This window comes from Phytoactinopolyspora halotolerans, from assembly GCF_010550675.1.
Taxonomy (GTDB): Bacteria; Actinomycetota; Actinomycetes; order Jiangellales; family Jiangellaceae; genus Phytoactinopolyspora; species Phytoactinopolyspora halotolerans.
This window is the reverse complement of record NZ_JAAGOA010000009.1, coordinates 229,994-241,644: the sequence shown is the minus strand read 5'-3', so window position 1 is coordinate 241,644 and position 11,651 is coordinate 229,994. Positions and strand designations below refer to the sequence as shown.

At 66.9% G+C, this 11,651-nt stretch carries 13 protein-coding genes and 1 pseudogene; 8 read left to right on the top strand and 6 right to left on the bottom strand.

From position 1 onward, the window contains the following. Positions 1–34 precede the first annotated feature (34 nt). Complete coding sequence (locus G1H10_RS14990; RefSeq protein WP_163739130.1) at positions 35–283, bottom strand: hypothetical protein; 249 nt, start codon at positions 281–283, stop codon at positions 35–37. A gap of 47 nt (positions 284–330) precedes the next feature. Further along, complete coding sequence (locus G1H10_RS14985; protein ID WP_163739127.1) at positions 331–1,128, bottom strand: helix-turn-helix transcriptional regulator; 798 nt, start codon at positions 1,126–1,128, stop codon at positions 331–333. Positions 1,129–1,173: 45 nt separating this feature from the next. Between G1H10_RS14985 and G1H10_RS14980 the strand changes: the two genes are divergently transcribed. The 3 genes and pseudogenes from G1H10_RS14980 to G1H10_RS14970 all read left to right on the top strand — a co-directional run bounded on the left by G1H10_RS14980 (position 1,174) and on the right by G1H10_RS14970 (position 2,979). Then, a complete protein-coding gene (locus tag G1H10_RS14980) occupies positions 1,174–2,376 on the top strand; it encodes an MFS transporter (RefSeq protein ID WP_163739124.1) in 1,203 nt (400 codons plus the stop codon). A gap of 96 nt (positions 2,377–2,472) precedes the next feature. After that, positions 2,473–2,595: pseudogene (locus G1H10_RS35035) on the top strand (SDR family NAD(P)-dependent oxidoreductase); the annotation flags it as partial. A gap of 33 nt (positions 2,596–2,628) precedes the next feature. Continuing rightward, positions 2,629–2,979: an MmcQ/YjbR family DNA-binding protein gene (locus G1H10_RS14970; RefSeq protein WP_163739121.1), complete on the top strand. Its 351-nt coding sequence runs from the start codon at positions 2,629–2,631 to the stop codon at positions 2,977–2,979. Positions 2,980–2,981: 2 nt separating this feature from the next. Here G1H10_RS14970 and G1H10_RS14965 read toward each other — a convergent pair whose 3' ends face one another. Next, positions 2,982–3,914 (bottom strand): class I SAM-dependent methyltransferase, encoded by a 933-nt coding sequence (locus G1H10_RS14965; protein WP_216853282.1) that lies wholly within the window; start codon positions 3,912–3,914, stop codon positions 2,982–2,984. Between the two features lie 115 nt (positions 3,915–4,029). Further along, on the bottom strand, positions 4,030–4,383 hold the full coding sequence (locus tag G1H10_RS14960) for a potassium channel family protein (protein WP_246219555.1): 354 nt from the start codon (positions 4,381–4,383) through the stop codon (positions 4,030–4,032). 122 nt (positions 4,384–4,505) lie between these two features. Between G1H10_RS14960 and G1H10_RS14955 the strand changes: the two genes are divergently transcribed. The 4 genes from G1H10_RS14955 to G1H10_RS14940 all read left to right on the top strand — a co-directional run bounded on the left by G1H10_RS14955 (position 4,506) and on the right by G1H10_RS14940 (position 8,124). Next, on the top strand, positions 4,506–4,925 hold the full coding sequence (locus tag G1H10_RS14955; protein ID WP_163739115.1) for a PRC-barrel domain-containing protein: 420 nt from the start codon (positions 4,506–4,508) through the stop codon (positions 4,923–4,925). Between the two features lie 155 nt (positions 4,926–5,080). After that, a complete protein-coding gene (locus G1H10_RS14950) occupies positions 5,081–5,590 on the top strand; it encodes a GNAT family N-acetyltransferase (RefSeq protein WP_163739112.1) in 510 nt (169 codons plus the stop codon). A gap of 114 nt (positions 5,591–5,704) precedes the next feature. Then, a complete protein-coding gene (locus G1H10_RS14945; RefSeq protein WP_163739109.1) occupies positions 5,705–7,258 on the top strand; it encodes an alkaline phosphatase D family protein in 1,554 nt (517 codons plus the stop codon). A gap of 5 nt (positions 7,259–7,263) precedes the next feature. Continuing rightward, positions 7,264–8,124: a polysaccharide lyase family protein gene (locus tag G1H10_RS14940; protein WP_163739108.1), complete on the top strand. Its 861-nt coding sequence runs from the start codon at positions 7,264–7,266 to the stop codon at positions 8,122–8,124. Between the two features lie 32 nt (positions 8,125–8,156). On the opposite strand, the gene G1H10_RS14935 is transcribed toward G1H10_RS14940, so the two are convergent. After that, positions 8,157–9,143 (bottom strand): NAD(P)-dependent alcohol dehydrogenase, encoded by a 987-nt coding sequence (locus G1H10_RS14935; RefSeq protein ID WP_163739105.1) that lies wholly within the window; start codon positions 9,141–9,143, stop codon positions 8,157–8,159. Positions 9,144–9,355: 212 nt separating this feature from the next. On the opposite strand from G1H10_RS14935, the gene G1H10_RS14930 reads away from it, so the two are divergent. Then, on the top strand, positions 9,356–10,597 hold the full coding sequence (locus G1H10_RS14930) for an MFS transporter (protein ID WP_216853281.1): 1,242 nt from the start codon (positions 9,356–9,358) through the stop codon (positions 10,595–10,597). 5 nt (positions 10,598–10,602) lie between these two features. Here G1H10_RS14930 and G1H10_RS14925 read toward each other — a convergent pair whose 3' ends face one another. Next, complete coding sequence (locus G1H10_RS14925) at positions 10,603–11,634, bottom strand: TerC/Alx family metal homeostasis membrane protein (RefSeq protein ID WP_163739099.1); 1,032 nt, start codon at positions 11,632–11,634, stop codon at positions 10,603–10,605. Positions 11,635–11,651 lie beyond the last annotated feature (17 nt).

Sequence of the window (11,651 nt, the reverse complement as noted above, 5' to 3'; positions counted from 1 at the left end):
CGCACCTTGCGGCCGTCGTCGGTGCGTGCGCTGGTCACGGTGATCGGCTGCCGGCTTCGCGCCACGGGTCGGCGTCGTCGGGCGTGACCCAGCGGAACAGTGCTTCGGTGAACGGCGCGTTCGGAACGGTACCGATGTAGGTAATCCGACTGGCGGCCGCGCCATCGCAGACGGAGAACGTCGACTCGTGAGGCGCATGGACCGGCACGTCCTCGGAGAGCCTGGTGAACTCGTCGTAACAGACGCCGGCAGCGCCGGCTAACCGTCCGGGCTGGATCTCCATCCGCGCGCGGGCCTCCGGTGTGTCAAGAGGGTGAACACAGGTATCGGTTAGGTTGCGTTACCTGTGGCGCTCCCGGCCTTGCCTGTTCGGTGCGCCCCCGGCGTGTGTCCGAAGCAGCGCCGGAAGGCGTCGATGAATGCGCTGGCGGAGGACCAACCGCACGCATGCGCGACGGCCGTCACCGGTGTGTTCTCGGCCAAGAGCACCAAGGCGCGGTAGAGCCGCAGTTGCGTACGCCATTGCGGGAACGACATGCCCAGTTCGGCCTTGAACAGCCGGGTCAGGGTCCGATCGCTGGCGCCGATCTCCCTGCCCAGCTCGGTCAGGGTGCGATCGTCCACCGGATTGTCACGCAAGATCGCGCAGAGCTCCACCAGCCGCGGATCAACGGGGGAGGGAAGGTGGATGGGCTGCTGAGGCGACGCGCGCAACTGGTCGAGCAGCACCGCCCGGAGCCGTCGGCGTGGCGGGCTGTCGTCGGTGCTGTTGTCGGTGCGGTCGTCAGTGGTGTCGCTGGTGTAGGCGCGGATCAGCTCGCGCAGCAGAGGGCTGACGGCCAGGACCATCGGCCGGTCCAGGGAAAGCGGATTGTCGGTCGCCGGAAGGCCGAGCAGATGCAGCTCGGTCTCGCCGTGTGCCTGGTGGGAATGGATGGTTCCGGCCGGCACCCAGATGGCGTGGGTGGCCGGCGCGACCCAGGAGCCGGCATCGGTGGTGACGGCCAGCACCCCGCGGGAGGCATAGACGATCTGGTGATCGTCATGGTGGTGCGGTGCGATGACGCCTCCATGCGACAGCCATTGTGCCCGGGTCGGCGCGAGCGGCTTGTGGCGGCTTTCCGTCATGTATAGGCAATTTATCGGAAGCGCGACAGAGCGTGCGCGACAAACATGGACGACGTGCCAACACACAGATCGATCGTTCTGCTTTCGGTCGGACATGGTTGCGTGGACGTCTACCAGGGCGCCGTGGCCGCGCTCGTTCCGTTCTTCATCTCCGAACGCTCCTACAGCTACGCGGCCGCGTCGGGCGTGGTGCTCGCCGCGTCGCTGCTGTCGTCAGTGGCGCAACCGCTGTTCGGCGCGGTCACCGATCGGCGGGCGTTGCCGTGGCTGTTGCCGGTGAGCACCCTGATCGGCGGCGTCGGGATCGCCCTCAGCGGCGTCGCCGGGTCGTACCCGCTGACCTTGGCGTTTGTGGCCGTCTCCGGGGTCGGGGTGGCCGCTTACCATCCGGAGTCCGCCCGGGTCGCGCGGATCGCGAGCAGGGGCAGTCATACCGCGATGGGCTGGTTCTCGCTCGGCGGCAACATCGGCTTCGTGGTGGCGCCCCTCATGGTGGCCATGGTCGTCACGGCCGGAGGTCTGCGACTATCGCCCCTGCTGGTCGTGCCGGCTCTGGTGGGCAGTGTGCTGTGCTTGCCGGTCGTGCGTGCGCTGGACGGCACATCATCTTCCGGCCTCGACCCCTCGGTCTCCGGGGGCGGCGGCAGCATCGACGACAGAGCGTCGTTCGTGAGGTTGGCGCTGGCCGTGGTCTGCCGATCCGTCGTGTTCGTCGGCCTGAGCGCTTTCATCTCGCTCTACGCGCAGGCGCGAACCTCGGGCGGTGCGGCGGCCGGCACCGCGGCGTTGGTCCTGCTGTACGCCGGAGGCGCGGCGGGCACCGTGCTGGGTGGGAACCTGGCCGGCCGTTGGGGCCGCGTGCCGGCCGCGCGCCGGTCATATCTGATCGCCGCCGTCGCCGTCGCCGGCGTGGTGCTCGTCCCCGGACCTGCGTTCTACCTGTTCGTGGCGCTGGCCGCGACTGCCCTGTACGTTCCGTTCTCGCTTCAGATCACTCTCGGCCAGGACTACCTTCCGTCCCGGGTGGGTACGTCGAGCGGCATCATCCTCGGCCTGACGGTCAGTATCGGGGGCCTCGCCAGCCCGGCCATCGGCGCCGTCGCCGACGCGACGTCGCTGCGTGTGGCGCTCGCGCCCCTCATCGTCATGCCGCTGCTGAGCTGGCTGCTGTTCCGAACCCTGCCGGAGCCGCTCAGCACGACGACCGAGAGGCTCAACAAGGTGCAGGAACCTCCCAGAGTGCGCTGATGGGAATCGCACGGGACAGGTGGTCCGCAGGGAAGCGTCTGCTGACCCGTGTACGAGACGACTCCGACAACGAGGCCGGCTCCGAGGCGGTGTGCCATCATGCCCGAAGCGGTGGATGCGGAGGCGGTCGCCGCGTCGATCACCTTCCTGCTCAGCGACGACGGCGTCGATGTCAACGGCGTGGTGGTGGCCTCGGATGGCGGCTGGTCGGCGGCGTGACGGGCTCGCGCGGACCTGTGGTTCGATGTCGTCATGACCGTGACCAGCGATGCGTTCCTGGAGATGATCGATCGGCTGCCCGAGGTGCACAGCGTCGTGTCGCCGAACTACACGACCTTCAAGGTGCGGGACAGGAGCTTCGGGTATCTGTGGGAGGCGACCCAGACGGTCGGCTTGAAGCAGCCCCTCGAGGAGCAGCTCGCGCTGGTGGCGGAACGTCCGGACGTCTTCGAGATCCAGTTCACGGCCGGTCAGTTCGGCTGGGTGGTCGTCCACCTCGCCGGCATCGACGCCGACGAGCTGGCGGAGCTGCTGTTCGAGGCGTGGCGCCTGACGGCGCCGCCCGAGCTGGTCGAGTCGCACGGTGACCGGCTACCTCTGTGAGCTCACCCATCGCCGAGTTCGAAGTGGCAGACGATGGCGGCCGGGGTGTCCCGGTAGGCGGCGTTGACGGCGTCGACACACCACGGGTGTAGCGCCCAGATGTTGGGCGGCCCGCCGGGCACGTGGTCGGGTACTGGCCCGGTGGCGTGCGGCGGTCGACCGTCCGCACCGACGAATGGAGCGGGACGGCGTGGCTCCTCGCAACGGCGGAGCCGGAGACCGAGCGGGAGCGCGGCGGAGAGGTAGTCGCTGGCCAGTCGGCTCCGGTTCGGCACGAATCCGGGATCGCCATTCGGCCCGGCCTTCAGCAGCGGCATGTCGATATCGCCGATCAGTCCGCGCGGATCGGAGATGACAAGGTGCCCACCGGGCCGCAGCACCCGGACGAACTCCTTCATGGCGGTGGCGAGGTCGGGGACATGCGCCAGCGCAAGGGCACACACGAGGACGTCGACGTGGCGATCCGGTAGAGGCAGTCGATGAAGGTCGGCTTGGTAGAACTCGCCCGCCGGGACCTTGGCGCGCGCCTTGACGAGCATATCCGCGGAGGTATCGACGCCGATCACGCGGTGGCCGAGGGAGGCCAGACGGGCGGCGTGGCGTCCGGTGCCGCAGCCGACGTCAGCGGCGGTGCCGACGGGTAACCCGTCGAGGATGTCCCACACGATGGACTGCTCGAGCTCGATCAGCTGATTGCCCGGCTGATCGTACGAGTCCGCCCAGTTCCGGTATCCCTCCTGGATGCTGACCGATTGGACGGTCGCGCCGGGACCGAACCGATCCGCCGCGTCCAGCAGGGCGCGCACCTCGGCGAATCGAGCCTCGGTGAACTCCCGGCCGTACTCGCCGGCGAACGCACGGAGCAGTGCGATGCCCTCCAGACCCAGGAGATATGCCAGTGGGTGGTGATACGCCATCGTACGTGAACTCTCCATGCGGGCCGTGATGATATGCGAATAGAACGTTTCATCGATGTGGCCATCCTTCAGCAGGGTCGCGGGCACGGCAACCAGGTTGGAGAAAGGTTGCGCATATCGGGAGAGCCGCAGGTCAAGCTGTCGGCGAACCGTCGTCCTTGTGATGTCGGGTGCGCCCCGGCCTGCCGCGACCGGATATGACCGCTCGCGCCAGCGTCGTGCCGAATGTGACGAACAGGCCGACCGACAGTAGCGCGTAGATCATGGTGAAGACCTTCGAGACCGCCTGTTCCGGCGCGAGGTCCCCGTAGCCGATCGTCAGGCCGGTCACTACGGAGAAGTACAGGCTGTCCAGCACCGACCAGCCTTCGGTCAGGCTGTAGAAGACCGTTGCGCTCACAACCAAGACAACGATACTGGCGGTGACACCACGGAAGCTTCTGTCCCGCCACGCGGCGCGGAACGCCGCGAGGAAACGCCTTGTCATCAGTAGGAGACCCAGCATCCTGGGAACGCTACGCCACCAGCGCCGGCGCCGGTATGGGTTCGCCGTTAGGCGTCATACGCCGCGGGTAAAGGACCTTGGTAGAACCTCGGAAAGGAGGGCTCATGGCAACCGATCGGCAAGCGGTATTGGTTCGGCTCGAAGACACGGATCTGATGCCTGCCAGCGAGGCCGATGACGTCCGGGGCCACAGTGTGGTGGATCGAGTCGGACAAGAGATCGGCGACGTGGAAGACCTGGTCATCGATCCGGAGGAACGGCGGGTCCGCTTCCTCGAGGTGGGCACCGGGGGATTTCTCGGCATCGGGCAGGACAAACAGCTCATCCCGGTCGACGCCGTCGAGAAGGTCGAGGACGGCGTGGTCCATGTGAATCGGGACCGGACGGAGGTCGCCGAGGCTCCTGCGTATGATCCGAGCCTTATCCAGGAGCCGAGCTATTACGAGGACATCTACAGCCACTACGGGTATTCACCGTTCTGGGTGCCCGGCTACATCTACCCGCCGTTTCCGTACAACCGGTAGCGAGGAGTTCGCGTCGCACGTCGTCGAGGATCGGGCCGGAGATCGCCGGCCCGATCCTCGACGATCATGCGCCGGATAACGGGTTGCAGCCGAGGCGTGACGCATGATGACCTCGTGCTGTGGCCAGTGATGACGGAAGCGGTGACGGTGTCGTCGTGACATCACGCCTCACGATCCGGTTGCCCACCGAGTCGGATCGGGACCGCTTCGTCGAGCTGTTCCGCCGCCAGGATTTCATGGTGTTCTCGTCCGGCGTCTTGTCGGACGAGCAGGCGCATACGCGTTTCGACAGGATGCTCGCAAACGGGCGGCGTTGGCCCTTCGCAAAGCAGCCGTTGATCGAACGGGCGACTGGAACCATCATCGGATACTCAGGTGTCGATTGGATCGACTTCGAGGGTGAGCGGTGGCTCGAGTTCGGCTACCGGCTCGTGCCTGAGGCTCGCGGCAACGGCTACGCGACTGAGGCCGGGCGAGCGGTACTCGCGAAAGCGTCCGGAACGTACGACGGTGAGCTGCTGGCGATCATCGATCCGTTGAATGTGCCCTCCCAGAACGTCGCGCGCAAGCTCGGCTTCGCCTATTGGAAGCAGGCGACGGTCTACGGCCACCTGTGCAACCTGTACCACTTGACCGTGTCCCCGAATCGCTCGGCCGTGTCCTGAACCGCCGCGTTCTCTGTTCAGACATAGACCAAAGGTCTACACTTCGACTCGTTGTCGATCACTGTCCATGTGCGTCGAGCAACGTATGCGTGCAGACCCGATGAACGGAGGCCCATGGCGCAGCGACGTGCAGCACCGATTCTGGATCGACGTACGTTCCTTCAGCTCAGCGGAGTGAGCTCCGCCGCCATCGCGCTGGGCATCGCGGCGCCGGAAGCGGCCGCGGACGAGTCCGTGAACGTCCCCGACGGGGTGTTCGGCCTGGGCGTCGCCTCGGGAGAGCCGGGTGCGCGCAGTGTCGTGCTGTGGACGAGGCTCGCCCCGGAACCGCTGGCCCCGGACGGGCATGGCGGGATGCCGCTGCGACCGGTCCCGGTGCGCTGGGAGGTCGCGACCGATGAGAGCTTCCGACGCGTCGTCCGTCGGGGGACCGTCGTGGCTTCGCCCGAACTGGCGCACGCGGTGCACCCGCACGTCGACGGCCTGCAACCGGGACGGGAGTACTTCTACCGGTTCACGGCCGGGCGCCAGGTCAGCCCGGTCGGGCGGACGAAGACCCTGCCGGCACGCGGCGAACTGGCAGCGTCGTTCTCGTTCGCGACGGCATCCTGCCAGGCCTGGTACCACGGGCATTTCGGTGCCTACAGGCACATGGCCGCCGAGGAGCTCGACGCGGTCTTCTTCGTCGGCGACTACATCTACGAGTACGGAATCACCGACGCCAACCTCTGGCGGCAGGGCGCGACGGTGACCCCCGAACACGCCGTCGAGATCGAGACGCTGGAGCAGTACCGGCTGCGCTACGCGCTGTTCAAGAGCGACCCGCACCTGCAGGCCGTGCACGCGCTCGCACCGTGGATCGTGACGTGGGACGACCACGAGGTGCAGAACAACTACGGCGCGGACGGATCCCGGTACGGGGTCAGTCCAGAGCATTTCGTCCATCTGCGCGCCGTCGCCTACCGCGCGTTCTACGAGAACCTGCCGCTGTCACTGTCGACGCTGCCGGACGGGCCCGACGCGGCGCTGTACCGACGGTTCGACGCGGGCTCGCTCGCGCGGTTCAACATCCTCGACACCCGCCAGTACCGGGACGCTCCGCCGGCCGACACCGACGACCAGTACGACGAGCGACGCACCATGCTCGGGCCGGAGCAGGAACAGTGGCTCTACGACGGGATGATCGGTTCCCCGGCGACGTGGAACGTGTGCGTGAACGGCGTCACGGTCGCGGCCATCACCGAGGACCGCACCGACCAGTGGGACGGGTATCCCGCCGCGCGGCGGAGGCTGATCGACGCCATGCAGCAGTCCACTAACCCGGTGGTGCTCACCGGCGACATTCACCGGCACGTCGCCGCCGAACTGAAGGCGGACTTCGCCGATCCGTCGTCATCGACGGTGGGGGTGGAGCTGATCTGCTCGTCGATCGCGTCCGACGGCGACGGCTCGCCGACGGATCGATACACGCCGGACTGGATCCAGCATCCGTACGTGAAGCTCTACGACGGCCGGCGCGGATACGTCCACTGCCGGATGACACCGGAGGAGCTCACCTCTGAGTTCAAGATCGTGCAATGGATCAGAGCGGACGCGGACGCACCGTTGGAGACGGTCGCGCGGTTCGTCACCCGGGCCGGAACGCCCGGACTCGAGAAGCAGGGATGAGGAGGATGAGCGTGACCACCGCCGCCAAGGTGCCAGCCATCACCGGACTCGACGGCGAAGGCGAACTGGCCCGCATCGTCCTCGATTGGACGCCGGTACCGTGGGAGACCGTCGTCGATCACTACGCCGTCTACGGCGTGCGCGGCGCCGACGACGTCGACGTGGAGCCGGATACGTTGCTGGCCAAGACGGTCTACCCGTATTTCGAGCACCGTGGTCTCGGCGGCGCATCCGAGCAGTGGGTGTACCGCGTCGTCACCGTCGACGCGGCCGGCTCCCGCAGCCGGCCCTCGGCCCCGGTCACCATCAGCAGCGTGGAGTCGGTCAGCGTCTCCGGCACGCCGCTGGCCGTCGTCGGTGAGTTCGACGGCAAGGGTCTGGAGTTCGCCCTCTCGCCGGACGGCTACGCGCAGTACAACGCGACGTTTCCGGACGGCGTGGACTTCCGGTACGGCACCGATCAGGCCGGCACCGGGTGGAGTTATCTGCAGCCGGGCCCGGCTGATTCGTGGGCCGGACGGCGCGACCACCTGTTCCGGCTGCGCTTCGATCTCGCAGAGGTACCCACTGACGACGTGGATCTTGCGCTATGGCTGATCGACAGCCACGCGACGATACCCGGCTCGGCCGTCCTCACCGTCAACGGCACGGAGGTCGACCGGTTGACGTTCGACGGCGGTGCCACGAAGGGCTCGACTCAGGGCGACAGCACCGTTCCGGGGTCCCCGCTGAAGCCGTCCTACATTGAGCGCACCTTGCCGGCTGGGCTCCTCGCCGACGGAGAGAACACACTCGAGCTGTTCAAGGATGACGGGTCCTGGATCGCCTATGACGCGATCGGGGTGTTCGCCCGGGCCGCCGGCTAGCGCCAGGGCGTTGTGTGTGACGGCGCCTGAGGTCATACGGTGACGACGACCTTCCCGGCAGCGTGACCTTGTTCTTGGTACGCGACTGCCGCAGGGATCTCGTCGAACGAATACTGACGGTCGATCATGGGGGTGACCTGGCCGTCCTCGATGAGCTCGGTCAGGGTGGCCAGGTTCCGCTTGTTCTCCTTACACCGGTCCACCATGGTCACGAGCATGCGTTGCGACGCGAACGGAGCGACGGCGAGCATGGAGAATATGTGTCCGACCGGCTGCACCCACCGGCCGGCCGGACCGCCGACGAGTACAAGGCTGCCCGTGCGGTCCAACACCCGCCGGCATGCGCGAGCCGAATGGCCGCCGGCGATGTCAAGCAGGAGATCATAGCGCCGCCCGGTCCGGGTGAAGTCCGTCGTCGTGTAGTCGACGATGTCGTCCGCACCGAGCGACTTCACCACATCGATGTTGCGGGTGCTGCAGACGCCGGTCACCTTGGCGCCGAACGCCTGGGCGATCTGTACGGCGAACGTGCCGACGCCGCCGGAGGCGCCGTTGATCAGCACCGACTGTCCGGGCTGGATGCGTCCCTGGTCCCGCAGCCCTAGCAACGCCGTGTTCGCAGCCAGCGGCACGGCGGCGGCCTGTTCGAACGACAGGTTCCGGGGCATGGGCGCGAGTTCGTGCTCGGGGACGCTGACATACTCGGCGAAGCCGCCCTGCTTGAGCAGCGCGAACACCTGGTCGCCCGGGCGGAACTCCGTCACACGGGGACCGACCGCCTCGACGTGTCCGGCGATGTCCGCACCCAGGATGCGGATCTTCGGCCGACGCAGTCCGAGCGTGCCCGGCATCAGGCGTGCGACGTAGGGCTCGCCTCGCATGTGGTGCCAGTCGTATGGCTGGACAGATGTCGCCCGGATCTTGACAAGAACCTCATGGTCGCCGGGCACGGGCATCTCGACATCGGCCAGCCGGAACGCGTCTGGGGGCCCATAGGAGGACAATACGAATGCCTTCATCACTCCGGCTCCTGTCAGCCATACAACGTAAGTCGTACGTCGTAAGGTAACCGTACAACGTAAGGTTGTCAACGATCCATGTGCGTCCACTCTGCGCACTCTGCACGGATTGACCAAGCGGGGCCGGGTCGGTAATGTCGACCCCCCGTAGCGACGCCTTCGGAGCTGACGGGCGGGGTTTCCGCCCGCAACCAGCTCAACGGAGGTTCACCGTGCCCGGTGACTCGCTCTTCGCCCGCTACGACTTTCGACTCCTGCTTCTAGGGCAGACCACCAGCCAGTTCGGTGCCCAGATCAGCGGTGTCGCCATCCCACTGCTCGCGGTGCTGACCCTCGACGCCTCGCCGCTGGAGCTCGGACTGGTGACGGCTTCGGCCACACTCGCGTTCGCCCTGATCGGGCTGCCCGCCGGGGCTTGGCTCGATCGTGTGCATCGCCGTCCCGTCCTGATCGCCAGCGACCTGATCCGGGCTGCCCTGCTGTGCAGCATTCCGCTCGCCGCCGCCTTCGATGCGCTGACCATCACTCAGCTTGTGGTGGTGTCGCTGTTGAGCGGCGTCGCCAGGGTCTTCTTCGACATCGGCTACCAGAGTTACCTGCCGTCGGTGGTCGGCAAGGACCACGTGTTGGCCGGCAACTCGGCCCTGGAGACGATCCGCGCCTCCGGGCAGATCGTCGGACCGGGACTCGGCGGTTGGCTGGTCGCGCTGATCGGTGCCGCACACGTCGTGCTGATCCAGGCGTTCACGTTCGCGATCTCCGCCGCGTCGTTGGCGGCGATCCGTGGCCGGGAGCGGCCCGTCGAAAAGCCCACCTCCGGTGTCCGACTGCGGCACGAGGTCGGTGAAGGTCTGCGCTACGTCGGCCGGCATCCGGTGTTGTCGGCCATGGCGTTCACCAGCGCCGTGAGCAACCTCGCCTTCGCGATCGCCTCCGCCGTGACCTTCATCTTCATGTCCAGAACGCTCCATCTGTCACCGACCGCGATCGGTGTCGTGGTTGCGCTCGGCGCCGTATTCGCCATGGTCGGTGCGGCGTGCACACCACGGCTGGCCCGGCGGGTCGGTTCCGCTCGGATTCTCTGGCTGGTCCTGGCCGCGACCGGACCGGTCGGGCTGGTCATGCCGCTGGCGCAGCCAGGGTGGCTTGTCGTGTTGCTCTTCGTCGGCATGGCGGCCGGCGAGTTCGGCCAGATCGTCTACGCCATAGGCAGCCTGAGTCTGCGCCAGCGGGTGTGCCCGGACCAGATGCTGGGTCGGGTGAACGCGACCATGCGCGTCATCATCATGGCGGCCTTCCCGCTCGGTGCGCTGTTCGGCGGCGTCCTGGGTGAGGTCGTCGGGACGCGCGGCACGTTGTGGGTGGCCGCGGCGATGATCATGCTCGCGCCCCTACCGGTCTATCGCGCACTCCGGCGCATACGCGATGTGGAGGACGTCGCTCCGGCGAGCTGAAGGGCTCAGCTCTGCTCGTCCTGTGGCTCGTCGCTGTCGTTTGTGCCGATCGTCGTGCGGTGAGCTCGCAGCGAGCCGGGGTGGGCCTTCGCCTCCGGATCACGCTTGGTCTTGATGAGGCTCGCCACGGTGACGATGGCCAGAACGACCACGATGACGACGAGGCTGAGTTCCGTGGCCACCTCGGGGATCCGGTCGTCGATATCGACGTGTGCCCAGTGCAGGATCAGCTTGGCTCCGATGAACGCCAGGATCAAGGCGAGCCCGACCGACAGGTAGACGAGGCGGTCCAAGAGGCCCTTGACCAAGAAGTACAGCGCCCGCAGACCGAGCAGCGCGAAGGCGTTGGCGGTGAAGACGATGTAGGTCTCCTGGGTGATGCCGAACACCGCAGGAATGGAGTCGAGTGCGAACAGCAGGTCGACGCTGCCGATGGCGAGCAGGACGATCATCAGCGGCGTGACCATCCGGCGGCCGTCTATCCGGGTGACGAGCTTGCCTCCGACGTACTCGCGAGTCACCGGCAGGACCCGCCGCGCCGCCTTGACCACGGCGTTGTCTTCGATGTCCGGATCCTCGTCGCGATGCCGGAACAACTGTACGGCGGTATAGATCAGCAGCAGTCCGAACAGCAGGAACATGAAGGAGAAGAGCGAGATCAAGGTCGCGCCGAGGGCGATGAAGATCGCTCGCATGATCAGCGCCAGCATGATGCCGAAGGTGAGCACCATGTGCTGGTGCTCCTCCGGCACGGCGAACGTCGTCATGATGATCACGAAGACGAAGAGGTTGTCGACCGAGAGGCTCTTCTCGACGATGTAGCCGGTGAAGTACTCCGTGCCGAAGTCTCCGCCGTACTGAACCGTGAACCAGACGCCGAAGAGCACGGCGACCAGGATGTAGAAGACCGACCACGCGGTGGCCTCGGGGAACCTGACCCGGTGCGGCCTGGCGGCCGCCATGATCAGATCGACCGCAAGCAGGACGACGATCAGTCCGATCGTCAGCGCCCACGTGAGCAGGCTGATGTCGAGCACGCTACCTCCGTCGAGTA